This window comes from Rhizobacter sp., assembly GCF_032229685.1.
Classification (GTDB): domain Bacteria; phylum Pseudomonadota; class Gammaproteobacteria; order Burkholderiales; family Burkholderiaceae_C; genus LMDS01.
Genome location: NZ_JAVTWP010000048.1, coordinates 68,705 through 93,726 on the forward strand (window position 1 = coordinate 68,705; position 25,022 = coordinate 93,726).

Annotated in this window: 22 protein-coding genes; 15 read left to right on the top strand and 7 right to left on the bottom strand. The window is 67.7% G+C overall.

Features of this window, described 5'->3' with window-relative positions:
• Positions 1 to 17 precede the first annotated feature (17 nt).
• The 6 genes from AC30PD_RS23900 to AC30PD_RS23925 are packed head-to-tail and all read right to left on the bottom strand — an operon-like array spanning position 18 to position 7,456.
• A complete protein-coding gene (locus tag AC30PD_RS23900; RefSeq protein ID WP_448169579.1) occupies positions 18 to 875 on the bottom strand; it encodes a MaoC/PaaZ C-terminal domain-containing protein in 858 nt (285 codons plus the stop codon).
• Between the two features lie 11 nt (positions 876 to 886).
• Entirely contained in the window at positions 887 to 1,807 is a 921-nt protein-coding gene (locus AC30PD_RS23905; protein WP_489538194.1) for an SDR family oxidoreductase, read from the bottom strand.
• Between the two features lie 46 nt (positions 1,808 to 1,853).
• Positions 1,854 to 3,005 (bottom strand): acyl-CoA dehydrogenase family protein, encoded by a 1,152-nt coding sequence (locus AC30PD_RS23910; protein WP_489538195.1) that lies wholly within the window; start codon positions 3,003 to 3,005, stop codon positions 1,854 to 1,856.
• Complete coding sequence (locus AC30PD_RS23915) at positions 3,002 to 4,189, bottom strand: acyl-CoA dehydrogenase family protein (RefSeq protein ID WP_489538196.1); 1,188 nt, start codon at positions 4,187 to 4,189, stop codon at positions 3,002 to 3,004. Before AC30PD_RS23915 ends, AC30PD_RS23910 begins: the two co-directional genes overlap by 4 nt.
• Positions 4,190 to 4,217: 28 nt before the next feature.
• Positions 4,218 to 5,384 carry an acyl-CoA dehydrogenase family protein gene (locus tag AC30PD_RS23920; RefSeq protein WP_489538197.1) on the bottom strand — a complete coding sequence of 389 codons (1,167 nt, stop codon included), beginning with the start codon at positions 5,382 to 5,384 and terminating at the stop codon, positions 4,218 to 4,220.
• 11 nt (positions 5,385 to 5,395) lie between these two features.
• Positions 5,396 to 7,456, bottom strand: a complete 2,061-nt coding sequence (locus tag AC30PD_RS23925; RefSeq protein WP_489538198.1) for an oxidoreductase — start codon at positions 7,454 to 7,456, stop codon at positions 5,396 to 5,398.
• Positions 7,457 to 7,617: 161 nt separating this feature from the next.
• Between AC30PD_RS23925 and AC30PD_RS23930 the strand changes: the two genes are divergently transcribed.
• The 3 genes from AC30PD_RS23930 to AC30PD_RS23940 are packed head-to-tail and all read left to right on the top strand — an operon-like array spanning position 7,618 to position 10,732.
• A complete protein-coding gene (locus tag AC30PD_RS23930; RefSeq protein WP_448169573.1) occupies positions 7,618 to 8,325 on the top strand; it encodes a transglutaminase-like domain-containing protein in 708 nt (235 codons plus the stop codon).
• Positions 8,326 to 8,330: 5 nt separating this feature from the next.
• Positions 8,331 to 9,227 carry an alpha/beta fold hydrolase gene (locus AC30PD_RS23935; protein WP_489538199.1) on the top strand — a complete coding sequence of 299 codons (897 nt, stop codon included), beginning with the start codon at positions 8,331 to 8,333 and terminating at the stop codon, positions 9,225 to 9,227.
• A complete protein-coding gene (locus tag AC30PD_RS23940) occupies positions 9,224 to 10,732 on the top strand; it encodes an AMP-binding protein (RefSeq protein ID WP_489538200.1) in 1,509 nt (502 codons plus the stop codon). Before AC30PD_RS23935 ends, AC30PD_RS23940 begins: the two co-directional genes overlap by 4 nt.
• Positions 10,733 to 10,737: 5 nt before the next feature.
• Here the strand turns inward: AC30PD_RS23940 and AC30PD_RS23945 are convergent, their stop codons facing one another.
• Entirely contained in the window at positions 10,738 to 11,496 is a 759-nt protein-coding gene (locus tag AC30PD_RS23945; RefSeq protein WP_489538201.1) for an SDR family NAD(P)-dependent oxidoreductase, read from the bottom strand.
• A gap of 95 nt (positions 11,497 to 11,591) precedes the next feature.
• Here AC30PD_RS23945 and AC30PD_RS23950 point away from each other — a divergent pair, with 95 nt between their 5' ends.
• The 12 genes from AC30PD_RS23950 (at position 11,592) to AC30PD_RS24005 (ending at position 24,956) form a co-directional block, all read left to right on the top strand.
• Entirely contained in the window at positions 11,592 to 12,761 is a 1,170-nt protein-coding gene (locus AC30PD_RS23950; protein WP_489538202.1) for an acetyl-CoA acetyltransferase, read from the top strand.
• Positions 12,762 to 12,782: 21 nt separating this feature from the next.
• Positions 12,783 to 13,184, top strand: a complete 402-nt coding sequence (locus tag AC30PD_RS23955; RefSeq protein ID WP_448169568.1) for a Zn-ribbon domain-containing OB-fold protein — start codon at positions 12,783 to 12,785, stop codon at positions 13,182 to 13,184.
• A 12-nt stretch (positions 13,185 to 13,196) separates the two neighbouring features.
• Complete coding sequence (locus AC30PD_RS23960) at positions 13,197 to 14,435, top strand: acyl-CoA dehydrogenase family protein (RefSeq protein WP_489538203.1); 1,239 nt, start codon at positions 13,197 to 13,199, stop codon at positions 14,433 to 14,435.
• 25 nt (positions 14,436 to 14,460) lie between these two features.
• On the top strand, positions 14,461 to 16,380 hold the full coding sequence (locus tag AC30PD_RS23965; protein ID WP_489538204.1) for a hybrid sensor histidine kinase/response regulator: 1,920 nt from the start codon (positions 14,461 to 14,463) through the stop codon (positions 16,378 to 16,380).
• Positions 16,381 to 16,445: 65 nt separating this feature from the next.
• Positions 16,446 to 17,705: a CaiB/BaiF CoA transferase family protein gene (locus AC30PD_RS23970; RefSeq protein WP_489538205.1), complete on the top strand. Its 1,260-nt coding sequence runs from the start codon at positions 16,446 to 16,448 to the stop codon at positions 17,703 to 17,705.
• The gene (locus AC30PD_RS23975; RefSeq protein ID WP_489538206.1) at positions 17,675 to 18,562 is read left to right on the top strand and encodes a TauD/TfdA dioxygenase family protein; all 888 of its coding nucleotides are present in this window, start codon (positions 17,675 to 17,677) and stop codon (positions 18,560 to 18,562) included. Before AC30PD_RS23970 ends, AC30PD_RS23975 begins: the two co-directional genes overlap by 31 nt.
• Positions 18,563 to 19,133: 571 nt before the next feature.
• Entirely contained in the window at positions 19,134 to 19,280 is a 147-nt protein-coding gene (locus AC30PD_RS23980; protein WP_489538207.1) for a hypothetical protein, read from the top strand.
• The gene (locus tag AC30PD_RS23985; RefSeq protein WP_489538208.1) at positions 19,277 to 20,035 is read left to right on the top strand and encodes an alpha/beta hydrolase; all 759 of its coding nucleotides are present in this window, start codon (positions 19,277 to 19,279) and stop codon (positions 20,033 to 20,035) included. Before AC30PD_RS23980 ends, AC30PD_RS23985 begins: the two co-directional genes overlap by 4 nt.
• A 121-nt stretch (positions 20,036 to 20,156) precedes the next feature.
• On the top strand, positions 20,157 to 21,752 hold the full coding sequence (locus AC30PD_RS23990) for a flavin-containing monooxygenase (protein ID WP_489538209.1): 1,596 nt from the start codon (positions 20,157 to 20,159) through the stop codon (positions 21,750 to 21,752).
• Positions 21,753 to 21,780: 28 nt separating this feature from the next.
• On the top strand, positions 21,781 to 22,533 hold the full coding sequence (locus AC30PD_RS23995; RefSeq protein WP_489538210.1) for a glucose 1-dehydrogenase: 753 nt from the start codon (positions 21,781 to 21,783) through the stop codon (positions 22,531 to 22,533).
• A 100-nt stretch (positions 22,534 to 22,633) separates the two neighbouring features.
• Complete coding sequence (locus tag AC30PD_RS24000) at positions 22,634 to 23,758, top strand: iron-containing alcohol dehydrogenase (RefSeq protein ID WP_489538211.1); 1,125 nt, start codon at positions 22,634 to 22,636, stop codon at positions 23,756 to 23,758.
• Positions 23,759 to 24,071: 313 nt separating this feature from the next.
• Positions 24,072 to 24,956: a helix-turn-helix domain-containing protein gene (locus AC30PD_RS24005; RefSeq protein ID WP_489538212.1), complete on the top strand. Its 885-nt coding sequence runs from the start codon at positions 24,072 to 24,074 to the stop codon at positions 24,954 to 24,956.
• The last annotated feature ends 66 nt before the right edge of the window (positions 24,957 to 25,022 follow it).

Below are 25,022 nucleotides of genomic sequence, written 5' to 3' on the forward strand. Positions count from 1 at the left end.
GAAGATAGGTCTGCGGCTCAGCGCAGTGTGGCCCGGCCGTTGTTGAGCACGACGACATCACGCTCGACGACACGCGCCCGGAACGACACGACGCTGCCGTCGAGCCAGACTTCGGTGCGGATCGTCTCGCCAGGATAGACCGGTGACGAGAAGCGCGTTTCGATCGAGGCGATGCGCGCGGGGTCACCCGCGCTGGCCGCTTGGGTGAGCGCCCAGCCGGCGATGCCGTAGGTGGCCAGGCCGTGCAGGATGGGGCGTTCGAAACCTGCGGCGCGGGCCAGGGCGGGCTCGGCATGCAGCGGGTTGTAGTCGCCCGACAGGCGATAGATCAGGGCCATGCCGGCCGGGGTCTTGCGATCGACGACGTGGTCAGGCGCGCGCGTCGGCAACTCGTGCACCGGCTTGGCCGGTCCGGTCGGCCCGCCGAAGCCACCGTCGGCGCGGCAGAAGGTGGTGGAGCCGAGCGTCGCGATCGGCTCGCCACTCGCGGCGTCGGTGATGCGGCGCTCGGTGTAGATGAGCGCGCCCTTGCCGGTGCCCTTGTCGACGATGCCGGTGACCCGGGTGCGGCCGATCACCTCGCCCTCGGGCGCCGGGTGGCGGTGAATCGTCAGGCTCTGCTCGCCATGCACCAGCCGCACCGCATCAACGCCGGTGGCCGGGTCCCTGAGCCACATGCCGGGGTAGCCGAGCACGACCGGCAGCGTCGGCAACGCGACCAGATCCTTCTCGTAGACGTAGCGCAGTTCGCCCTCGTCGGTCGGGTCGGCGCCCAGTCCCAAGCCGAGCGCATAGAGCATCGTGTCGCGCGGGGTGTAGCGATGGCGCACGTCCTCAAACGGCCAGGCCATCAGTTTGTCGTAGTCGATCGCCATGGCGCTCGGCCTCAGACCGGGTCCCAGGAGAACACGATGTTCGAGCTCTCGAGCGGGAAGAAGTTTTGCTTCATCGCCGGCAACACGCGCTCGGCGATGGTCTCGGGCGTCCAGCCTTCCGAGGTGTGCATGCCGCGCACCGGCCGCGGCTGGCTCATCAGGAAGATCTCGTTGCCGCGCACCGCGAAGATCTGTGCGGTGACCTCGGCCGCCGCGTCGCTGGCGAGGAAGGCGGCCATCGGCGCGATCTGCGCGGTGTCGAGCTTTTTCAGCTTGGCCACACGCGCCTGCTGGTCGGGCGTGTCGGTGGGGATCGCGCCGATCATGCGGCTCCAGGCGAACGGCGAGATGCAGTTGGAGCGCACGTTGTAGCGCTTCATGTCGCCGGCGATCGAGCGCGAAAGCGCGACGATGCCGAGCTTCGCCGCGCCGTAGTTGGCCTGGCCCAGGTTGCCGATCAGGCCCGAAGTCGAGGTCATGTGCACATAGGCGCCCGACTGCTGTGTCTTGAAATGCGGCGCTGCGGCGCGCGATACGTAGAAGCAGCCGTTCAGGTGCACGTCGATCACCGCCTTCCACTCCTCGACCGACATCATGAAGAACATGCGATCGCGCAGGATGCCGGCGTTGTTGACGACGATGTCGATGCGGCCGAAGGTGTCGGCGGCGCACTGGATGATGCGGTTCGCGGACGTCCACTCCGACACGCTGTCGGTGCTCAGCGCGGCCTCGCCGCCTGCCGCCTTGATCTCGTCGACCACCTGCTGGCCCGGGCTGGCGTCGTTGCCTTCGCCGCTGACCGAGGCGCCGATGTCGTTGACGACGATCTTCGCCCCCTGGGCGGCCATCTGCAGCGCGATGTCGCGGCCGATGCCGCGGCCCGACCCGGTGACGACCGCGACCTTGCCTTGCAGCATTGTTCCTTTGTGCATGCGTGAAAACTCCTTCGGTATGGAATGGGAAATGGCGCGCGCCGCGTCAGGCCGTCAGCTGCAGCACGTTGGTGGCCAGGATGTTGCGCTGGATCTCGTTGCTGCCACCGTAGATCGTGGCGGGGCGGGCGTTGTAGAACGTGGTCAGCACGTCGATGTGGTTGCCGTCGAGGTCGATGTCGCCGGGCGTGCCGCCGCTCGAGCCGGCCACGTCGACCAGCAGGTTGGCCAGGCGCGAGTAGGTCTCGGTGGCGAAGATCTTGAGCATCGACACATCGGGTCCGAGCGTCTCGCCGCGCTTGACCTGCTCGACGAAGCGCGTGTAGAGCGTGCCGAGATCGGCGACGTCGAGCGCGAGCTGGGTGTAGCGGTCGGTGAAAACCGCGTCATCGAACAGGCCCAGCAGTTCGGCCGCCTCGCGCACCCGGGCCAGTGCGTACTGGCTCTGCTTCGGGCTGCCGAGGAAGATGCGCTCGAAGCTGAGCAGCGCCTTGGCGATGGTCCAGCCCTTGTTGAGCTCGCCGACGCGCTGGCTGCGCGGTACGCGCACGTTCTCGAGGAACACTTCGCAGAAGTCTTCGTGGCCGGCGATGTTGCGGATCGGCCGCACCGTGATGCCCGGCGTTTTCATGTCGGCGAGCAGGAAGCTGATGCCTTCCTGCTTCTTCGCGGTCTTGTCGGTGCGCACAAGCAGGAAGATGTGCGTGGCGTCCTGCGCCAGCGTGGTCCAGGTCTTCTGGCCGTTGACGATGAAATCGTCGCCGTCCTCGACCGCTTCGGTGCGCAGGCTGGCCAGGTCGGAGCCGGAATTCGGTTCCGAGTAACCCTGGCACCAGATGTTCTCGCACGACAGGATGCGCGGCAGGTACTGCACGCGTTGCGCATCGCTGCCGTGCTGGATCAGCAGCGGGCCGACCATCGAGATGCCCATGTCGGGCGCGCGTGCGACACCGTGGCGCTCTTGCTCCTCGATGAAGGCGATCAGCTTCTCCGGCGCCAGGCCCATGCCGCCGTAGCGCGTCGGCCAGCTCGGGGCGAGCCAGCCGTGGTCCGCGAGCTTCAGCGTCCAGTCGCGGATCTCGGCCCAGCGCAGGCGCCGCTTCGGGTAGCGCAGTTCCTGCGGATACTCGCGCTCGAAGAAGTCGCGCACCTTCGCGCGGAAGGTCTCGGTGTTGAGCGCGTTCCAGTCCGTGCTCATGCCGTCGCCTCCGCTGTTGGGGCGAGCTGCCGGCTCATTGACGCGAACCGGCCCCGCTGCATCCTGGCATTGCCGAGCCAGGCCGACAACACCAGCGCCCGCTGCAGGTACAGGCCCAGGTCGCAGTCATCGGTGACGCCGATGGCACCGTGCAGTTGCACCGATTCCCGCCCGATCATCAACGCGGCTTCCGAGCAGCGCGACTTGACGCGCGCGGCCAGCAGCGCGCGCTCATCGCCGCCGCAGCCACGGTCAAGCTCCGCGATCGCCTGCGCGACCACGGCGTCGCTCAACTCCTGCTGGATCAGCATGTCCACCGCCCGGTGCTGCAGGCTCTGGAAGCTGCCGATCAGCTTGCCGAACTGCTTGCGTGTGCGCAGATACTCCAGCGTCATCGCGAGCATGCGGCGCGACACCGCGAGCAGCTCGACGCCGGTGAACACCAGCGCTTCGTCGTACGCACCGGCCAGGGCGGTCTCGGCCGACGCGCCGGCGGCCAGCAGGTGGCTGGCCGGCAGTTCGATGCTGTCGAAGGCCAGACGCGCCGCGTAAGTGCCGTCGGCGAGGCGCTCGCTGGTCTTGGTCAGGCCGCTGCTCTGCGCCGGCACCCAGACCAGCACCAGCCCCTCGGTGGACGACGCGCTGACGATGTAACCGGTGGCGGCGGCGCCGGGCCGCACATGGCGCTTGCCGCCGCGCAGCGTCAGGCTCTGGCCCTGACGAGCGCACACCGTCGCCGGTTCGGCCAGACCGCCCACCGCGTCGAAGCCGGCTGCGCCCGAGGTGTCCTCCTGCCACGCCACCGCGGGCAGCGCGCGGCCCTGCGCCAGCTCGGCCAGCAGCTGCTGCGCCGTCTCGTTGCGGGCACAGGCCTGCAGCACGCGGCCGGCGAAGACCAGCACCGGTGTCACCGGCTCGGGCGCCACCTGCCCGGCGAGCGCAGTCGTCACCTCGGCCATCTCGGCGAAGCCCTGGCCGTAGCCGCCCGCCGATTCGGGCACCAGCAGCCCGGTCCAGCCCTGTGACGCGAGGGCGTCCCAGAAACGCAAATCGAAGCCCGGCGGTTTGGCCCGCAGCGCACGGGCGCGCGACAGCGGCGACTCCTTGACAGTGAAGGCGAGGGCACTCGAGCGCAGCATGTCGAGCTGCTGCAAACGGTCAGGATCGGAGATGACGGCAGACATGGAGGAATGGGCAGGTTCGGTTGAGGAGTCAATAGGACTTGGGCAGGCCCAGCACCTTCTCGGCGATGAAGCACAGGATCAGCTGCGGGCTGATCGGCGCGACGCGCGGGATGAGCATCTCGCGCAGGTAGCGCTCGACCTGGTATTCCTTGGCGTAGCCGAAGCCGCCGAGCGTGGCCATCGCGCGCTGGCAGGCGTTGAAGCCAGCCTCAGCGGCCATGTACTTGGCGGCGTTCGCGTCGGCGGCGCAGTTCAGCTTCTGGTCGTACTTCCAGGCGCCGCGCATCGCCATCAGCCAGGCCGCCTCGAGCTCCATCCATGACTGCGCCAGCGGGTGCTGGATCGCCTGGTTCTGGCCGATCGGGCGGTCGAAGACGATGCGTTCGTTCGCGTATTTGACGGCGCGGTCGAGCGCCGCCTGGCCCAGGCCCACCGCCTCGCCGGCGATCAGGATGCGCTCGGGGTTCATGCCATGCAGGATGTACTCGAAGCCGCGGCCCTCCTCGCCGATGCGGTCTTCGACCGGCACGCGCAAGCCGTCGATGAAGAGCTGGTTCGAGTCGACCGCCTTGCGGCCCATCTTCTCGATCTCGCGCACCTCGACGAACTGGCGGTCGAGGTCGGTGTAGAACAGGCTCAGGCCCAGGGTCGGCTTGGTGCACTCCTCGGTCGGCGTGGTGCGGGCCAGGATCAGCATCTTCTTGGCCACTTGCGCGGTCGAAATCCAGACCTTCTGGCCAGACAGGATGTAGTGGTCGCCGCTGCGCTCGGCGCGGGTCTTGAGCTTGGTCGTGTTCAGCCCGGTGTTCGGCTCGGTGACCGCGAAGCAGGCTTTCTCCTGGCCGGCGATCAGCGGCGGCAGCATGCGGCGCTTCTGCGCGTCGCTGCCGAACACGACGACCGGCTGCAGTCCGAAGATGTTCATGTGCACCGCCGACGCACCCGACAACCCGGCGCCGGAGCGCGCGATCGCGGTCATCATCACGGTGGCTTCGGCGATGCCCATGCCGCTGCCGCCGTATTCCTGCGGCATGCAGATGCCGAGCCAGCCGCCTTCGGCCAGCGCGTTGTAGAGCTCGTGCGGAAAGCCGCCGTCGCGGTCGCGCTGCAGCCAGTAGTCGTCACCGAAGTTGGCGCAAACGCGGCCGATCGCCTCGCGGATGCTTTCGTGTTCTCGGTTCTCGCTGAAGTCCATCGTCTCAGTCCTCAAAAGGTCATCGCCAGACGCGTGCCCTGATCGATGGCGCGCAGCGCGTCGAGCTCGGCCGCCACTTCGGCGCCGCCGATGATCTCGGGTTCGATGCCGTGGCCGCGCAGTTCCGCGGCGAGCGTGTTCTCGGAGTCCTGGCCGGCGCAGATCACGACCGTGTCGACCTCGAGCAGGCGGGCCTCGCCGTTGACGCGCAGGTGCAGCCCGGCATCGTCGATGCGCTCGTAGCTGCAGCCCGACAGGGTCTGCAAGCCGCGCTGCTCGAGCCGGGCGCGCAGCGCCCAGCCGGTGGACAGGCCGAGCGTGCGGCCCGGCTTCTCGGGCTTGCGCTGCAACAGTGTGACCGTGCGAACGGTCGCAGGTGCCTGTTGCGGTTTCAGGCTGCCGGGAACGTCGAGCGCGGTGTCCACGCCCCACTCGGCGAAGAATTCGCCGACCACGTCCGCGCCCGCTTCGGCGCCGTTCGCCGCACCGTTCGGGACAACCTCGTGCAGCAGATACTCCGCGACATCGAAGCCGATGCCTCCTGCACCGATGACGGCAACGCGCCGGCCGGCCTGCTTGCGGCCAGAGAGCAGTTCGGCGTAGCCGACGACCTTGGGGTGGTCGATGCCCTGGATCTGCGGGTGGCGCGGGCGCACGCCGGTGGCCACGACGATGCGGTCGAATCCGGCCGCCGCCAGCTCGGCCGCGCCGGGCCGGGTGCCCAGGTGCAGCGCGATGCCTTGCTGCTCGACGCGGGCGCCGAAGTAGCGCACCAGTTCGTGGAATTCCTCCTTGCCCGGCACGGCACGGGCCAGGTTGAGCTGGCCGCCGATCGCGGGAGCGGCTTCGTACAGCGACACGCTGTGGCCGCGTTCAGAAGCGGTCACGGCGCAGGCCAGCCCGGCCGCGCCGGCGCCGATCACCGCGACGCGGCGCTTGCGCGTGCTGGCGGGCATCTCGGCGAACTCCAGCTCGCGGCCGGCGCGCGGGTTAACCAGGCACGAGGTCGGGCGATTGGTGAAGATGAAGTCCAGGCAAGCCTGGTTGCAGGCGATGCAGGTGTTGATGGTGTCGGGCCGGCCCGCGGCAGCCTTGAGCACGAAGTCGGAGTCGGCCAGGAAGGGCCGGGCCATCGACACCATGTCGGCGTCGCCGCCGGCGAGGATCTCCTCGGCCACCTCGGGCGTGTTGATGCGGTTGGAGACGATCACCGGGATCGACACCGCGCGCTTGATGCGTGCCGCGGCGAAACGGAAGGCCGCGCGCGGCACGACGTAGGCGATCGTCGGAACGCGGGCCTCGTGCCAGCCGAAGCCGGTGTTGATGACGTCGGCCCCGGCCGCCTCGACGGCCTGCGCCAGCGCGATGATCTCGTGCGCCGGGGCGCCGCCTTCGACCAGGTCGAGCGCCGAGATGCGGTACATCAGCAGCGCCTGCGGCCCAAGGCGCTCGCGCGTGCGGCGCACGATCTCGACCGCGAGGCGATGCCGGTTCTCTGCGCTGCCGCCGAACTCGTCGCGGCGATTGTTGGTGCGCGTCACGGCGAACTGGTTGATGAAGTAACCCTCGGAGGCCATCACCTCGACGCCGTCGAAGCCGGCGCGCATCGCCAGCTCGGCGCAGTGAACGTAGTCCTCGATGGCTTGCCAGACCTCGACGGTGCTCAGCGCGCGAGGGACGCGGCGATTGATCGGCGAGGGGATGTTGGACGCACCCACCAGCTGCGCCGTCTTGCCGTAGCGGCCGGTGTGCAAGACCTGCAGAATGATCTTGCCGCCCGCGGCGTGCACCGCCTGTGGAATCGGTCGCAACTCATCGGCCTGCGCGGGCGTGATCAGCTGCGGGCCGTGATCGTCCAGCAAGGCCTCCAGGTTCATGGCGTAGCCGCCGGTGACGATCAGACCGGCGCCGCCGCGCGCGCGCTCCGCGTAGAACGCGGCCAAGCGCTCGACACCGCGTTCGAGCCCATCGAGGCCGGTGTGCATGGATCCCATCAGGGTGCGGTTGCGCACCGTGTGGGCGCCGAGTTCGAGGGGCGAGAGCAGGGTCGGAAAAGGGGGGGCGATACTCATGATGGACAGGGAGCCTGTATCTAACTAACGTATGTTCGATGGTATAGTCGTTTGATGGTTTCGTGGTGTTCGACGGGACAAGGGTTTCCCCGCCCACGTGGGCGCGGGCCGGCTTGCCGCTCCGAACGCTGTCCCAATCTTGCCGCCTGCTGGAGCACACGATGAACGAGCAAACCGCTGAGGCGACCCGAGCCGATGACCTGACGCCCTATTTGGTGCCGGGACGCTTCGCCGACAGCGACCATCCCGCGGTGCAGGCGTTTGCCCGTTCGCATGCCGACGCGTCGATGTCGCCGCGCGACATCGGCGTCAAGCTGTACTACGCAGTACGCGACGGCTTCCGCTACGACCCGTACCACTTCGACATGTCCGAAGTCGGGCTCAAGGCAAGCCAGGTGGTTGAAAGCGGGCGCGGCTTCTGCGTCCCGAAGGCCACCTTGCTGGCGGCGGCCGCGCGCGTGCTGGGCCTGCCGTCGCGCCTGGGATTCGCCGATGTGCGCAATCACCTGACCAGCCCGCGTCTTCGCGAGATGATGAATTGCGACGTGTTCGCCTACCACGGCTACACCGAATTGCTCATCGATGGCCGCTGGTTGAAGGCCACGCCGGCCTTCAACCTGAGCCTGTGCGAGAAGGCCGGGGTCAAGCCGCTGGAATTCGACGGCCGTGCCGATTCGATCTTCCACGAGTTCGACACCCGCGGCCGGCGCCACATGGAGTACATCCAGGACCGGGGTTCCTATCCCGACGTGCCGCGCGAGGAGATGCTGGAAGCCTTCCAGCGCATCTATCCCAACTACCAGAGCTGGATGCAGAACGCCGCAACGGCCGACTTCGAGCGCGACGTCAAGCCGGGCGTCGCGACGTGACGGCAATGGCGGTCGCTTCCGAACGGCGTGAATTCGCGGGTTTCGACGGTGGTGCGTGGGTCGCGGATATCGCCGGCCCCGCGGACGCGCCCACGGTCCTGCTGCTGCACGGCGGCGGCCAGACCCGCCATGCTTGGGGCGGCACCGCGAAGGCGCTGGCGCGGGCCGGCTGGCGCTCGATCGCGCTCGACCTGCCCGGACACGGCGACACGGCGTGGTCGGTCGACGGCGACTACCGCATCGAAACCCTGTCGCGCGACATGGCCCGCTTCTGCCGCGACCTCGGCAGCCCACGGCTGGCCCTGGTCGGTGCATCGCTGGGCGGCATGATCGGCATGGCGATGGTTGCGCGCAGCGACGCACCGCCGATCGCGGCGCTGGCGCTGGTCGACATCGCGCCACGCATCGAGGCCAAGGGCGTGGACCGCATCGTGGACTTCATGCGCGCGCACCCGGAAGGTTTCGCCACACTCGACGACGCTGCCCGTCACATCGCGGCCTACCGCGGCCGGGCCGTCGTCGGGCATCACCGCGGGCTGCAGAAGAACCTGCGCTTGAACGCCGCTGGACGCTGGGCCTGGCACTGGGACCAGCGCCTGATGAACGACGAGAACCACAACCACCGCAACGATCCGGCATTCTTCGAGCGCGCCCTGGAGCAATACGGCGGGCCGCTGCTGCTGGTGCGCGGGGGGCGCAGCGACGTGATCAGCGAGGCTGGCGCCGCCGCGTTCCGCCAGACCTTCTCGCACGCGCGCTTCGTCAACCTGCCGGGGGCCGGGCACATGGTGGCCGGTGACGCCAACGACGCCTTCACCGCCAGCGTGATCGACTTTCTCGGCGACGTGATGCCTTCTTCCACCCCGGCCGCAGGGCCGGTCACCGGAGCACCCGAACCGTGAGCCTCAGATCCTTCACCCTGCATGACCAGATCGAGCGCAATGCCTGGCTGTACGGCAGCCGCACGGCCTTCGTCAGCGGCGCGCAGCGGGTCACGCACGCGCAATACGCGGTTCGAGTCGCCCGCTTGGCCGCCGGCCTGGCCGGCCTGGGCGTCGGCATCGGCGACCGGGTCGCGATCCTGGCCCACAATGGTCAGGAGTACGTCGATCTGTTCGGCGCGGCGGCGCGGCTGGGCGCGATCGTCGTGCCGGTCAACTGGCGGCTCTCGGCCGACGAGGTCGCGTATGTGCTGCAAGACACCACGCCGCGCGTCCTGATCGCCGCGCCGGAGCTGCACGCGCTCGCGCCCGAGTCGGTGCGCACGACCGCGCTGGCGTACAGCCTCGGGCCGGCTTCGGATGCGTCCTGGCGCGCCGTCGCCGACTTGTATGTCGATGCGCCGATGGCCGCGGCCGCCATCGACGACAGCGCCGGCCTGGCCATCGTCCACACCGCCGCTGTCGGCGGGCGCCCGCGCGGCGCGTTGCTGTCGCACCGCGGCCTGCTCACCGCCGCGGCCAAGTCGCAGCAGGCCTGGAACCTGACGCCCGACGACGTGCAGCTCGGTGCGCTGCCGCTGTTCCACTTGGCCGGCATCGGCTACACGCTGGCGCTGCAGGTGGCCGGCGGCTCGACGATCGTGCTGCCGCGCTTCGACCCGAAGGCGTTGGTCGCACTGATCGACGAACAGGGTGGCAGCGTGATGGGTTCGTTTCCGCCGATGCTGGGCGCGTTGCTCGACGCGGCGGCCGAGGCCGGCTCAAAGCTCGCGCGCCTGCGCGTGGTCACCGGGATCGACGCGCCGGAAACCCTGGCCCGCTTCGCGGCGGCCTGTCCGCATGCCAACTTCTGGGTCGCCTACGGCCAGACCGAGACCTCGGGTTCGGTATCCACCGCGCGCTACGCCGAGCGGCCTGGCAGCGCCGGCCGACCCGTCGCCCAGCACACGGTGGCGATCGTCGACGACCTGGACCAGCCGGTGCCCGCGGGCGGCACCGGCGAGATCGTGGTGCGTGGGCCGATGGTCTTCAGCGGCTACTGGGGCTGCGACGAAGACAACGCCTTCACCTTCCGCGGCGGCTGGCACCACACCGGCGACATGGGCCGCTTCGACGCCGATGGCTACCTCTGGTACGCCGGCCGCTCGCCGGCCAAGGAACTGATCAAGCCGGGCGGCGAGAACGTTTATCCCGCCGAGGTTGAGCGCGCGCTACTCGAACACCCCGCGCTGGCCGAGGCGATCGTGTTCGGCGTGCCCGACGCGCAGTGGGGCGAGGCGGTCAAGGCGGTGTGCGTGCTGAAGCCGGGCCAGAGCTTGGCGGCCGAGGCCCTGATCGAATTCGTCGGCCAGCGCATCGCCCGCTACAAGAAGCCCAAGCATGTGGTCTTCGTGGCCGCCTTGCCGCGCAATCCGGCCGGCAGTCTCGATCGCGCGGCCGTGAAGGCCGCGCACGCCGGCACCTGACGATGTCAGCCCGGTGTGCTCAGGCCGCCGTTGACGCTGAGCGTCTGGCCGGTGATCGCGTCGGACTCCGGCCCGGCGAAGAATGCCGCAGCCTGCGCGATGTCCTTGCAACGCACCGGGAACAGCATGCGCTTGCGCAGGTTCTCGATCATGCCCTGGCCGTGCGCGCCGGCCAGCGCCGGCGAGCCGCCACCCCAGCGCGGTTCGGCGTCCCAGATGTAGCTCATCGCCACCGCATTGATGCGGATGCCGTCGCGGCCCAGTTCGCGCGCCAGCACGCGGCACATCTGCATCATGCCGCCGGTGGCGCCGCCGATGAACGATTCGCCCACTGTCGCCACGCGCCCGGCGTCGGTGCCGATCGCGACGATCTTGCCGTGGCGCTGCGTGCGCATCGCCGCCGCAGCGGCCTGGATCGCGTAGGCGCGCGTCAGCCAGTGCGAGCGGATGTAGGCGTCGAAATCGGCGCCCTCCATCTCGGCGAACAGCTTGAAGGCGAGCGAATCGCTGCTGGCCCCGGCGCCGCTGGCCACCAGCACGTCGAGCCGGCCATGGCGCTCGACGATGCGCGCGACCATCGCCTGCACGGCGCTGCGGTCGGTGAGGTCGGCGGCCTCGAATTCAGCCCGGCCGCCGGCGGCGGTGATCTCTTCGACCACGGCGCCGCCGCTGTCGGCATTGCGGCCGTTGACGACCACGCGAGCACCACGCCGCGCCAGTTCGTGCGCCACGGCACGCCCGATGAAGGCGGTGGCGCCGGTCACAAGGGCAATCCGGTCTTGAAGTGAATCGGTTTGAGGCATATCGTTCGGCCTAACGCTTGTTCGGGAATCTTGTATTGTGATGGAGTTCGACTGCAATGAGTAAACCTGAGGCGGTGATCGTCGGCGTCGCCGACGTGCCGTTGAAAGACGGCAAGGTGCTGACCCCGATGTCGGTGCTGCAGATGCAGGCGCTGGCGGCGCGCGACGCGCTGGCCGATGCCGGCATTCCGATGCGCGAGGTCGATGGCCTGCTGACCGCCGGCCTCTGGGGCAACCCCGGGCCGGGCCTGCTGCCGAGCGTGACCTTGTCCGAATACCTGGGCTTGGTGCCGCGCTACACCGACAGCACCAACATCGGCGGCTCGGCCTTCGAGGCCCACGTCGCGCATGCCGCCACCGCGATCGAGGCCGGGCGTTGCGAGGTCGCGCTGATCACCTACGGCAGCCTGCAGCGCAGCGAGGTCAGCCGCAACCTGGCCGGGCGGCCGTCGGTGCTGACGATGCAGTACGAGACGCCCTGGGGCGCGCCGACGCCGATCGGCGGTTATGCGATGGCGGCGATGCGCCACATGCACGAGTTCGGCACGACCCCGGAACACCTGGCCGAGATCGCGGTGGCGACGCGCAAGTGGGCCGCGCTGAACCCGGCCGCCACGATGCGCGGGCCGCTGTCGATCGACGATGTGCTCAAGAGCCCGATGATCGCGGACCCGCTGCACCTGCTCGACGCCTGCCTCGTCACCGACGGCGGCGGCGCGATCGTGATGACCACCGCCGCGCACGCCAAGGCGCTGGGCCGCAAGGCAGTGCATTTGCGCGGCTACGGCGAATCGCACAGCCACTGGACCACGGCTGCAATGCCCGATCTGGCGCGCCTGACCGCCGCCGAAGTGGCCGGGCGCGAGGCCTTCGCGAGGGCCGGCATCGGCCACGACGCGATCGACGTGGTCGAGGTCTACGACTCTTTCACCATCACCGTGCTGATGACGCTCGAAGCGCTCGGCTTCTGCAAGCGTGGCGAGGGCGGCGCGTTCGTCTCGGGCCAGCGCACCGCACCCAGCGGCGCGTTCCCGCTCAACACCAACGGCGGCGGGCTGTCGTATGCGCACCCGGGCATGTACGGCATCTTCCTGCTGATCGAAGCGGTGCGCCAGCTGCGCGGCGAATGCGGCGAGCGCCAGATCAAGGACGCCGTCACCGCGCTGGTGCACGGCACCGGCGGGATGCTGTCCAGCGGCGCCACCTGCATTCTTTCGACCCGCTGATCTTTTCAAGCGACGACCACCATGTACGAAAAGCCCCTGCCCACCGTCGACCCGGAAAGCGCGCCCTACTGGTCGGCGCTGAAGGAAAACCGGCTGATCCTGAAGCATTGCCGCGACTGCGGCCGCCACCATTTCTACCCGCGCGCGCTGTGCCCGCATTGCCACTCAGACGCGCTGGAATGGTCCGACGCGCGCGGCACCGGCAGCATCTACAGCTTCACGGTCGCGCGCCGGCCGGCCGGCCCGGCGTTCAAGGCCGACGCACCCTACGTGGTGGCGGTCATCGACCTTGACGAAGGGGCGCGCATGATGACCAACATCGTCACCGACAACGTCGACGCGGTGCGCATCGGCCAGCGCGTGGCGGTGCAGTTCGATGCGGTGACCGACGAGGTCACACTGCCCAAGTTCAGGCTCGCCTGACGCTGCGGCTGCATGACCATGGACTTCGAGATCGACCCCGACACCACCGCGATCGCCGAGGCGGTTCTGCGTTTCATCGAATGCGAAGTGGTACCGCTGGAAGAGCGTCACCGCGACGTGCTCGGCAGCGAACGCACCCTGTTCCAGGCCGACGGCCGTTACGTGCCCGAGGCGCTGGCGCTGCGCCGCCGGGTGCGAATGCGCTCTGCCGAGCTCGGCTACTACAGCCTGTTCGGCGACGAGAAACTCGGCGGCGCCGGCCTGGGCGCGCAGGTGATGGTCCATGTGCAGGAGGCGATCAACCACCGCTTTGGCCCCGGCCGCCCGCTGATCCAGACGGTGGTGCTGCCGTCACCATTCACGAACGGCCTGTCGCCGGTGCTGCGGCATCTGGACGCGCAGGTCTTCGAGCGTTACCGCGAAGGCATAGTCAGCGGCGACAAGACCTTGTGCTTCGCGCTCAGCGAGCCGGACGCAGGCTCCGACGTGCTTGCGATGAAAACGCGTGCGCTGCGCGACGGCGATCACTGGGTGCTCAACGGCACCAAGCAGTGGATCACCAACTCGCCCTACGCCGACCATGCGATGGTGTTCGCGCTGACCGATCCCGAAGCGGCGGTGCAGCGCAAAGGCGGCGTCACAGGTTTCTTCGTCGACACCCGCACGGCCGGTTTTTCGGTGCCACGCCTGATCAACACCGTGGGGCATCTCGGCGGCGACACCGGGGTGGTAGTGCTCGACGGCGTGCGCGTGCCCGATGACCACCGCCTGGGCGCGGTCGGCCGTGGCCTGGCGGTGGCGATGGACGGCGTGAATGCCGGCCGCATGGGTATGGCCGCCACCTGCCTCGGGCTGGCGCGCTGGGCGCTCGACCAGGCGGTCGAGTACGCCAAGGTGCGCAAGACCTCGGGCGTGCCGATCGCGGAGCACCAGGCTGTGCAGTTCATGCTCGCCGACAGCGCGATGGACATCTACGCCGCCAAGTCGATGATCCAGAACTGTGCCTGGCGCATCGACCAGGGACAGTCCGCGACCGCGCAGGTCAGCATGGTCAAGGCCTTCTCGACCGAGATGCTGGGCCGCGTGATGGACCGCAGCATCCAGGTGCACGGTGCGATGGGGCTGACGAACGAGTTGCGCATCGAAGAGGGTTACCGATTCGCGCGCGTGATGCGCATCCCCGACGGCACCGCCGAGATCCAGCGCCGCACCATTGCGCGCCAGCTCCTTGCGGGGCGCGGCGAGCTGTAGCCGACCGGATCGCCGTGAAACGCTGATGGCCACCGAAGAGGCATCGTGGGTCGATTGGTTCGCGGGAACCGCCTCGCTCTTGTCAGACCCGGCGATCCTGATCGAGCTCGCGTCGCGGCGTGTCCTGCACGTCAACCAGGCATTCGTCGAGCGGCTCGGCTTCGCCGCCGCGCTTGTCGTCGGCCGCACCCCCTGCGATGCCGGATGGCTGGCCGCCGATTCCGGACTGAACTCACTGCTCGAGTCGGTCGCCACGGGGCCGGAAGCCCACGAGGCCATGTTGCGACTGCGTCGCAACGACGGTGCGCGGCTGGAACTGGCCGTGCGCGCGGCGGGTATCGGTGACCCGTGCCACCGCCAGGCCCAGCTGGTCGTGCGGGCACAGGCCAGCGAAGCCAGCGAGGCCAGCTCGCGAGCGGAACGCGAGGCCATTCTCCTGGGGATCCCCGTCGGCATCGCGCTGACACGCGACCGGCACTTCGTGCACGTCAACCCGGCCTTCGAGCGCATTTTCGGTTGGGCTCCCGGCGCGCTGGTGGGCCTGCCGGGGCGGGCGGTGTGGCCGAGCGACGCCGCGTACGAGGAGATCGGCCGCGCGCTCGGGCCCCGCCTGGCGCGCGGCGAGCTTGCCGAACACGAACTGCTCCAGATGGTGGGGCCCGACGGCGGCCGCCGGGCGGTGCGCCTCGCCGCACAGGCGCTGGAGCCGGCGCGTGGCACGGCAGGTGGAACACTGTGGATCTGCGAAGACATCAGCGAGCGCGTCAAGCTGGCCGCAGGCATCAATGAAGCGCGCGCCAGGGCCGAGTCCGCCAGCCACGCCAAGAGCCAGTTCCTGGCCAACATGAGCCACGAACTGCGCACGCCGCTGAATGCCTTGCTCGGACTGGCGCGCCTGCTGCAGCAGGAAACCGGCGACGAGCGGCGCCGGCGCGAATACGTCGATCTCATCGCCGAAAGCGCGCGCAGCCTCTCCGCGATCGTGTCCGACATTCTCGACCTGTCGAAGATCGAGGCCGGTCACATGGTGCTGGAGGACGGGCCACTCGACCTTCATGCACTCGTGCATTCGGTGCATGCCTCCTTCGGCGTGCTGGCGCGTGCGCGCGATCTGGCCTTCAACGTCGACATCGAGCCCGACGTGCCGCCGGTCGTGCAGGGTGATCGGCTGCGCCTGCGCCAGATCCTCGCCAACTTCGTCAACAACGCGCTCAAATTCACGTCGGAGGGCTCGGTCGAGATTCGTGTTTCCCGTCCGGATGCCGGGGCGATTCGTCTGGCGGTGCATGACACCGGGCCAGGCTTCGACGAAGACACGCGCGGGCGCCTGTTTCAACCATTCACGCAGGCCGACGACTCCACCACCCGACGCTTCGGAGGCACCGGGCTCGGCCTGTCGATCTGCCGCGAACTGGCGGCGCTGATGGGGGGCACCGTGGGTGCTGAAAGCCGGGTCGGTCGGGGCAGCGTGTTCTGGGCTGAGCTGCCGCTGCCTGCGTCGCAGTCGGCACCCGTGAACTCCGACTTCGTCGGGCTCGATGTCGGCGCACTGCGCGGCCTGAACGTGCTCGTGGTCGAAGACAACCTGGTGAACATGTTGATCTGCGTCGCGCTGCTGGAACAGCGGGGTGCGTGTGTCTCTCAGGCGGGCGACGGCGAGCAGGCCCTGCAGGTCGTGCGCGCCCGTGCGGCGCAAGGCCCGCCGATCGACGTCGTCCTGATGGATCTGCAGATGCCGGTCATGGGAGGCCTCGAGGCCACACGCCGCCTGCGCGCCGAGTTCGACGCCGTCGCCATGCCGATCATCGGTCTGTCCGCCGCTGCCTTCACCACGGAGCGCGCCGAGGCACTGGACGCCGGCATGAACGACTTCGTGGTCAAGCCCATCGAGCCCCTGAAGCTGGAGCGCGCCATCCTGCGTGTCGCCGGGAGCCGACGTGCCTGACTCCCGCCGGCAGGCGAGCGAGAGCTTGACAAAGGTCCCATCTTGAAACCGGAAAACACAATCGCATGACCCCTCACGACTCGTCTGCCACCCAGCCCGCCAGTCAGCGATCGGGCCCGCTCGCGGGTGTGCGGGTCATCGATCTGTCGGCCGTGCTGATGGGCCCGTATGCGACGCAGATACTGGCCGATCACGGCGCCGACGTGATCAAGGTCGAGTCACCGGGCGGTGGCGACTCGACGCGCCAGATCGGTCCGGCACGCCACCGCGGCATGGGCCCGCTGTTCCTGAACCTGAACCGCAGCAAGCGCAGCGTGGTGCTCGACCTCAAGCACCCCGAGGGCCTGGAGGCGATGCAGCGGCTGCTGTCCGGCGCCGATGTGTTCATGCACAACCTGCGGCCGGCATCGATCGACGCTTTGGGTCTGGGCTACGAGGCTGTCGAAGCCATCCGGCCCGGCATCATCTGGTGCGGCATGTACGGTTATGGCGAGAGTGGCCCCTATGCGGGGCGGCCCGCCTACGACGATCTGATCCAGGGCGCGGTGGGGATCGCCGACTTGCAGGCGCGCGCCGGGCAAGGAGAGCCGCGCTACGTGCCGCTTGTCATCGCCGACCGCATGGCCGGGTTGCACGCCGTGCACAGCATCTCGATGGCGCTGTTCGCGCGTGAGAAGACCGGTCGCGGCTGCCGCATCGACGTGCCGATGTTCGAGACCCTGGCGAGCGTCGTGCTCGGCGATCACCTGTACGGGCAGACCTTCGAGCCTCCCGAAGGCGAGACCGGTTATGTGCGCCTGCTCTCGCCCGGGCGCCGCCCCTACGCGACGCGCGACGGCTACATCTGTGCGCTGGTCTACAACGACGGCCAATGGCGGCGATTCCTGGCAGCGATCGGGCGCGACGATCTGCTGCAGGACGCGCGCTTCGCCGACCTCGCCAGCCGCACGCACCACATCGACCACGTCTACGCCTTTCTGGGCGACACGCTGGCCGGACGCGGCAGCGCCGAGTGGCTCGCCCTGTTCGACGCCATCGACGTGCCGGCCACGCCGCTGAACAGCGTGGACAGCCTGCTCGATGACCCGCACATCCGGGCGGTGGGCCTGGTGCCCAGCGTCGAGCATCCGAGCGAAGGCACGCTGCGCATGCCGCGCGTGCCGGTCGACTGGAGCGACCACCGGCCCGGCGCCATCGAGCCGGCGCCGCGCCTGGGTGAACATACCGAGTCGGTGCTGCAGGAATGCGGCTATGGTGCGCAGCGGATCGCCGCGCTGTTGAAAAGCGGCGCCGCATGGGCGAGCGCACCGGAGGCCAAGCCATGAGTCAATCAACGATGGGCGTCAAGCGCCTGGCCGGCGCGGTCGGCGCCGAGATTTCGGGGCTCGATTTGCGTGAGCCGCTGACCGCGGAGCAGAGCGCCGCGCTGCGGCGCATCTGGCTCGAGCACGGCGTGGTGTTCCTGCGCGACCAGCACCTCACACCCGAGCAGTTCCTGGCCTTTGCGCAGGCCATCGGCACGCCGGTGGAGTACCCGTTCGTCAACGGGATTGCGGGCTACCCGTACATCATCGAAGTCAAGAAGCTCGAACACGAGCGGGTGAATTTCGGTGGCGTCTGGCACACGGACACCGCCTACCTCGAGCGACCGCCGATGGCCACGCTGCTGCTCGCGCGCGAGGTGCCACCGCAGGGCGGCGACACCCTGTTCGCCAACCAGGTGGCGGCCTACGATGCGCTCTCCAACGGCATGAAGAGGCTGTTGGGCGGCCTGCGCTGCGTCAACAGTTCAGACAAGGCCGACACCTCGCGCACGCGCGAGGATCGAATCGCCGAAGGGGGGCGCGCCGAGCGACGCTCGTACGAAGCGGAACACCCGGCCGTGCGCGTTCATCCCGAGACGGGGCAGCGTGCGCTGTACATGAATGCGGGCCACACCGTGCGCTTCGCCGGCATGACGGAAGACGAAAGCGCACCCCTGTTGCACTTCCTGCATGAGCACCAGAAGAAGGAGGAGTTCACCTGCCGCTTCCGCTGGCAGGTGGGCTCGATCGCGCTGTGGGACAACCGCTGCACCCACCACTACCCCGTCAACGACTACCACGGGTATCGCCGCGTGATGCACCGGATCACGTTGGCAGGGGACGTACCGAAAGGTCCGTCGTCGAGCGCGCCGATCTGACCCGCCGCCAGTGGTGCGGCGTCAGCCCTTGGACGCGATCGCGTGGTCGGGCGCAAGTCGGCGTCCCACCTCCGGTGACCGGAGAGGCCTTGTTCGCGCGTCCCCCTCGAGTGACACGCAAAGACCGCGGGATTTGCACCTGAATTGAGGCACACGCCGGCGGCGTGACCGACCCGCCGCCCGCGGCACTGCGGCCGCAATTTCGTTCTATACGTTGACGAGAACGTTCAATACGTCCGCCCTCCATGGTCGCACCATGGCGCTGCGCTTCTCAAACGGCGCCCTACAAAAAGAAGGAGACAAGGACGATGCGGACTTCACCCGTTGGGCAGAGCCGTGCGCCGGCTGACGATGGCCGTTCCCGCGACCGACTGCCGCATGCGTGCGCCAGCTTTCCAGGCCGACGCCGATGACGGATCCGGTGCCCTGACGTCAAACCCGATGCGGCGCGGATGCCCATCTCTTGCATTGCAAATTGCCGGCTCTCGCCCGGCTTGGGCGTTCCGTCCGGCGCCTCGGTGTCGATGGCCAAGTTTCAACATGTTCATTTTCAATATACGGAGACCTCACCATGGCGACTTCAACTGAATCCGATGCCCTGCGCGCCCTGTACCAGAGCTGGACCGACCGCATGACGGCCAATCCTGCACTGACCATCGCCGACCTGCGCAGCCTGTTCGACGAGTGGCACCGCCCACGCGCGAACCCGAAGGGGTGACCTACAAGTCCGAGGCGCTGGCCGGGGTCGAGGGCCTGTGGGCGTTGCCCCTCGATGCCGACACTTCGAAGGTCGTCCTCTACACGCACGGCGGCGGCTTCGCCGTCGGCTCGGCATCGAGCCACCGCAAGCTCGCCGGCCACCTCGCCAAGCACCTCGGCGTGACCGCCTTCGTGATCGACTACCGGCGCGCGCCCGAGCACCCCTTCCCGGCCCAGATCGAGGACGCGACTGCGGTCTATCGCCAACTGCTGGCGCGCGGCTTCAAGGCGCAAGACATCGTCACCAGCGGCGACTCCGCCGGTGGCAACCTCGCCATCTCGACCGTGCTCAAGCTGCGCGCCGAGGGCGTGGCCCTGCCTGGGGCTGTGATCGCCTTTTCGCCGTGGTTGGACATGGAGCATGTCGGCGCGACCCTGGCCAGCAACGACGCCAGCGACGCGCTGGTGAAGAAGCCCGTCCTCGAGGCCATGTCGGGCATGTTTCTGGGGGAAAAGGGCTCGCGTACCGACCCGCTGGCGAACCCGCTGAAGGCCGATTTCAAAGGCTTCCCGCGCCTGTACGTCACAGCCGGCTCGGCGGAGACGTTGCTGGACAACGCCACCGACCTGGCGCGAATCGCGAAGGCCGCCGGCGTGGACGTGATGCTCTCGGTGGTGGACGGCATGCAGCATGTGTACCCGTTCCTCGCTGGCAGGGCGCCCGAGGCCGATGACGAACTGCGCCGCGTGGCGAAGTGGTTCAAGCGACTGTGACCCTTGCCATCCCGAATCCAAAGGGCATCCGAGGACTCAGGACGAGCATCGGTATTCGCCCGCTTCATTTAGCCGAGACAGTCAGCCCGCAACGGATAGTCATAAGACACGGAACCAGATCATGAGAGACACGAATCACTACGATGCCATCATTGTCGGCGCCGGCTTCGGCGGCCTGTACGCGCTGAAGAAGCTGCGCGACGATGTGCGGCTGAAGGTCCGCCTGTTCGACAAGGCCAGCGGCGTCGGGGGCACCTGGCACTGGAATCGCTATCCGGGCGCGCTGTCGGACACCGAGACCTTCGTCTACTGCTATTCGTGGGACCGGGAATTGCTGCAGGAGTGGGACATCAAGACCCGCTACGTGAAGCAACCCCAGGTGCTGGAGTATCTGCAGCATGTGGCCGATCGCTACAAGCTGCACCCCGATATCCAGCTCAATACAGGCATCAAGAAGGCGCACTTTGACGAGTCCGCGAACCTGTGGGAAATCGAGACCGACACCGGCGAAAGCTACACCGCCAAGTTCATCGTGACGGCCCTGGGCCTGCTCTCGGCGACCAACGTCCCCGACTTCAAAGGCCTGCAGTCCTTCAAGGGCGATTGGTACCACACGGGCAATTGGCCTCAAGGCGTGAGCCTGGAGGGCAAGCGTGTCGGCGTCATCGGCAACGGGTCGACGGGCGTGCAGTTCATCACCGCCGCTGCACCGCAGGTCAAGCAGCTCACGGTGTTCCAGCGTTCGCCGCAGTACAGCGTTCCGGTCGCCAACGGCCCGGTCACGGCTGAGTATGTTGCCGACGTCAAGAAGAACTACGACCAGATCTGGAGCCAGGTGAAGAACTCCGTCGTCGCCTTCGGCTTCCAGGAGAGCGCAGTGCCGGCGATGAGCGTGAGCCCGGCCGAACGGCAGGCGGTTTTCCAGAAGGCGTGGGAAAACGGCGGGGGCTTCCGCTTCATGTTCGAGACTTTCTGCGACATTGCCACCGACGAGCAGGCCAACAGGGAGGCGCAGGAGTTCATTCGCGGCAAGATCCGCGAGATCGTCAAGGATCCGGAGACTGCTCGCAAACTGACGCCGCAGGATCTCTATGCCAAGCGTCCGCTGTGCGACAACGGCTACTACGCGACGTTCAACCGGCCGAATGTGAATCTGGTCGACGTGAAGGCCAACCCGATCGCCGAGATCACTCCCAAGGGCGTGAAAACGGCCGATGGCGTCAAGCATGAACTGGACGTGCTGGTCTTTGCGACCGGCTTCGACGCGGTCGATGGGAACTACACCAGGATCGACATCCGCGGCCGCAAGGGTCTCTCCATCAAGGACCACTGGAAGGCCGGGCCGAGCAGCTACCTCGGCGTCACGAACGCGAACTTCCCCAACATGTTCATGGTGCTGGGCCCCAACGGCCCGTTCACCAACCTGCCGCCGTCGATCGAGACCCAGGTCGAGTGGATCAGCGATCTGATCAAGGACGTCAACGCGAAGGGTTTCAAGACGGTGGAGCCCACCGTCGAGGCCGAAACCGGCTGGGGCAAGACGTGCAACGAGATCGCCAACATGACGCTGTTTCCGAAAGCCGAATCGTGGATCTTCGGTGCAAACATCCCGGGCAAGCCGCGTACGGTGATGTTCTACATGGCCGGCATCGGCGCCTACCGGCAGCAGCTGGCGGAGGTCCGCAGCCAGGGCTACAAAGGCTTCCAGCTGCAATGAGCATTCTTCAATCGACCAAGGAGACATCATGAAACGTGTACAAGACAAAGTCATTCTGGTGACCGGCGGCGCCATGGGCATGGGGCAGTCGCACTGCGAACTGCTGGCGGCGCAAGGTGCCTGGGTATTCGTCGCCGACATGGACGTGGCGCGCGGGCAAGCCGTCGCTGGCGGAATCCGCGAGCGGGGCGATAAGGCCGACTTCCTCGTGCTGGACGTGACCAAGGAGTCGGACTGGAACGATGCCGTCGCTGCGATCGTGAAGAAGGCCGGGCGAATCGACGTGCTGGTCAACAACGCGGGCATCCTGATCCTCAAACCGGTACAGGACACTACCAATGACGAGTGGGATCGCGTCTTCAACGTCAACGTGCGCGGCGTCTTCCTCGGCACGCGCGCCGTTGTCCCGGCAATGCAGAAGAGCGGCGCGGGCAACATCATCAACATTTCGTCGATCTACGGATTGGTCGGCGCGCCGAGCGCCGCCGCCTACGAGGCGTCAAAGGGGGCGGTGCGGCTGTTGACCAAAGCAAGCGCCGTGGACCTTGCGCCGTTCAACATCCGCGTCAACTCGGTGCACCCCGGCGTCATCGATACGGCGATGACCAAGGATCTGCTCGCAACGCCCGAGGTGCGTGCCGCCATTCTCGGGCCGACGCTGCTCAAGCGCCCGGCCAAGCCGGTGGAAGTCTCGCAGGCGGTGCTTTTCCTGGCCTCCGACGAATCTTCCTTTGTGGACGGCGCCGAATTGGTGGTCGACGGTGGCTACACGACAACCTGAACCTGGCCTGCGAAGAGGTCTGCGAGAAGATCCTTGATCCTCCGATCTGCCAGCGCGGTACCGTCGCGGCGCCGCGCTGGAGCGCCGAAAGAATACTGAAATGGCATTGCTGAACTACGGAAACTCACTTCGCTTCGACTTCGGCGCGGTGAGGCACTTGCCCGACGCCCTTGCCAGGCTGGGCATCAAGCGCCCACTGATCGCCACCGATGCGGGCCTGCGCGCGGCCGGCTTGGTCGATTCCGCCATTGCAGGCCTCGCCGAGCAGCCCGCGGCCATCTACGACGGCACGCCGGGCAACCCGACCGAAGAGGCAGTGGGCGAAGCTTTGGCCTTGTATCAAAGCGCTGGCTGCGATGGCGTCGTCTGTATCGGTGGCGGCTCCCCAATGGACCTCGGCAAGGCCGTGGCGCTGCTCGCGTCCAGTGGCGGACCGCTCGCGCAGTACGACCCCTTGACCGGCGGAAACAAGCGGGTCAAGGGGGTCGCGCCCCTGGTCGCCATCCCGACCACGGCGGGCACCGGCAGCGAGGCCTCGATGGGTTTCGTCATCAGCATGAGCAACGGCCGCAAGCTCACGTTTGCCAACCCGCTGTTCTTCCCAAAGTTGGCCCTTTGCGATCCGGAGCTGACCCTCGGTCTACCGCCGCTCACGACCGCGGCAACTGGCATGGATGCGATCACGCACTGCATCGAGGCCATCCTCGCTTCCGGCGATAACCCGCCCGCAGACGGTATCGGGCTCGATGGTCTTTGGCGCGGCTGGCGCCACTTGCAGCGGGCAGTGGAGGTGGGCTCCGACCGCCAGGCGCGCTGGGAAATCATGATGGCTTCGACCGAAGGCGCACTCGCGTTCGTCAAGGGCTTGGGCGCCGTGCACTCGATGAGCCACGCGGCCGGGCGCATCAAGGCGCTGCGGCTCCATCACGGCACCCTGAACGCGGTGATCCTGCCGACCGTGCTGCGTTTCAACGAAGCCGCCTGCGCGCTGCCGTACGCGCGGATTCGCCAGGCCATGGGCCTGCCGGAAAATGCGGATCTGGCGTGCGAGATCGAGCGCATGAACGCCGCGATCGGCCTGCCCAAGGGCCTGATGGCGATGGGGGTCGGGGCGGACTTGATCGACGACATGGTTCCGCACGCGGTGGCCGACCTTTGCACGCGCACCAATCCGCGGCCGGTTGGCGCGGCGGACTACGCGATGCTGTTTCGCGAGGCCCTGTGATCGAGGCTGGCGAACAGGCGAAACCGTCGGACGCGCAATGCACGGGGGGAGCACAAATGAAACTGAACAGCCGCTGGCGGGTCGAGCGTGCCGAAGGCTGTTGCCCGGGCAATACCGCCGTCAGCCACATGCCCGACGGCAGCCAGCATGCCTAGGCAGACAGGGTGTCCGTCAGGGTTCCCCGGGTTGCGCGCCCCGCTTGGGTGGAACTAGAGTTCGTAAGTAAGGTTCGGTACCGACGCTGTCGTCCATGCATGCATCGCTGGATGCGCCGAGACCACCTCGGAATCTTGGGGGTTGAATGGCGCACGAGTTGATCACACCGGACCAAGTGCCGCGATGGATTCCGGGTGAACTTACCTTGGACAGCGCGGCGTCGGATTGGGACGGGGTTTCACTCAAAGGCTATCACTATGACAGCCTGGACGTCGCCATCCCCGCGATGCGGGACTACATGCTCGTCCGATACAAGGGCAGCCCGGCGCAGATGAGTCGGCGTGATGGCGGGCCGTGGCGCACCGCGACGGTGGAGCGGGGCGTCGTGTCCATCCTGACGCGCGCGGAACAGTCCGAATGGAAGTGGGACCAGCCGATCGACGTGTCGCACATCTACCTGTCCCAAGATGCGATCGCCCGCGTGGCCCGTGAGGTCTTGGAGCGCGACATCGAGGACGTCGAGATGGAAGACCGCCTCAGGGTGGAAGATCCCGTCCTTCCGGCGCTGATGACCGCCTTCGAGCACGAACTGAACAGTGGCTGCCTGGGCGGCCGCCTCTACGTCGGCGCATTGAAGACCCAGCTATGCATCCACCTGTTGCGCCGGCATGCCAATGTCGTTCTCCGAGAAAATCGCTGCGGAGGTCGGCTCTCGCTCGCGCAGCGGCGCTTGCTGGAGGAGTACGTCGAGGACAGCATCGAGACGAACATCTCGCTCGAGGATCTGACCGCGGTCACACACCTCAGCACGTCCAGCCTGATCCGCGTGTTTCACACCGAGTTCGGTTGCCCGCCGCATGCCTATGTGCTTCGCCGACGCCTCGAACGCGCCAAGCGGCTTCTGGCTACCTCGCGCGACATGCCGCTGAAAGTCGTGGCCGCAAGCAGTGGCTTTTCGGATCAGAGCCACATGACACGTTTGTTCAAGCGGATTTTCAATCTGACGCCGGTTGAATACAGGCGTTCGGTCATCGGTCACTGATTTGGCCTGCTGTCGGCCACCCTGGCGAGATCGGGTGTCCCGGCGGGGCGGCACTAGACCAAACCT

Coding starts and splice junctions, on each gene's coding strand:
- AC30PD_RS23900 (WP_448169579.1), bottom strand. CDS start 875: ATGGCGATCGACTACGACAAACTGATGGCCTGGCCGTTTGAGGACGTG.
- AC30PD_RS23905 (WP_489538194.1), bottom strand. CDS start 1,807: ATGCACAAAGGAACAATGCTGCAAGGCAAGGTCGCGGTCGTCACCGGG.
- AC30PD_RS23910 (WP_489538195.1), bottom strand. CDS start 3,005: ATGAGCACGGACTGGAACGCGCTCAACACCGAGACCTTCCGCGCGAAG.
- AC30PD_RS23915 (WP_489538196.1), bottom strand. CDS start 4,189: ATGTCTGCCGTCATCTCCGATCCTGACCGTTTGCAGCAGCTCGACATG.
- AC30PD_RS23920 (WP_489538197.1), bottom strand. CDS start 5,384: ATGGACTTCAGCGAGAACCGAGAACACGAAAGCATCCGCGAGGCGATC.
- AC30PD_RS23925 (WP_489538198.1), bottom strand. CDS start 7,456: ATGAGTATCGCCCCCCCTTTTCCGACCCTGCTCTCGCCCCTCGAACTC.
- AC30PD_RS23930 (WP_448169573.1), top strand. CDS start 7,618: ATGAACGAGCAAACCGCTGAGGCGACCCGAGCCGATGACCTGACGCCC.
- AC30PD_RS23935 (WP_489538199.1), top strand. CDS start 8,331: ATGGCGGTCGCTTCCGAACGGCGTGAATTCGCGGGTTTCGACGGTGGT.
- AC30PD_RS23950 (WP_489538202.1), top strand. CDS start 11,592: ATGAGTAAACCTGAGGCGGTGATCGTCGGCGTCGCCGACGTGCCGTTG.
- AC30PD_RS23955 (WP_448169568.1), top strand. CDS start 12,783: ATGTACGAAAAGCCCCTGCCCACCGTCGACCCGGAAAGCGCGCCCTAC.
- AC30PD_RS23960 (WP_489538203.1), top strand. CDS start 13,197: ATGACCATGGACTTCGAGATCGACCCCGACACCACCGCGATCGCCGAG.
- AC30PD_RS23965 (WP_489538204.1), top strand. CDS start 14,461: ATGGCCACCGAAGAGGCATCGTGGGTCGATTGGTTCGCGGGAACCGCC.
- AC30PD_RS23970 (WP_489538205.1), top strand. CDS start 16,446: ATGACCCCTCACGACTCGTCTGCCACCCAGCCCGCCAGTCAGCGATCG.
- AC30PD_RS23975 (WP_489538206.1), top strand. CDS start 17,675: ATGGGCGAGCGCACCGGAGGCCAAGCCATGAGTCAATCAACGATGGGC.
- AC30PD_RS23980 (WP_489538207.1), top strand. CDS start 19,134: ATGGCGACTTCAACTGAATCCGATGCCCTGCGCGCCCTGTACCAGAGC.
- AC30PD_RS23990 (WP_489538209.1), top strand. CDS start 20,157: ATGAGAGACACGAATCACTACGATGCCATCATTGTCGGCGCCGGCTTC.
- AC30PD_RS23995 (WP_489538210.1), top strand. CDS start 21,781: ATGAAACGTGTACAAGACAAAGTCATTCTGGTGACCGGCGGCGCCATG.
- AC30PD_RS24000 (WP_489538211.1), top strand. CDS start 22,634: ATGGCATTGCTGAACTACGGAAACTCACTTCGCTTCGACTTCGGCGCG.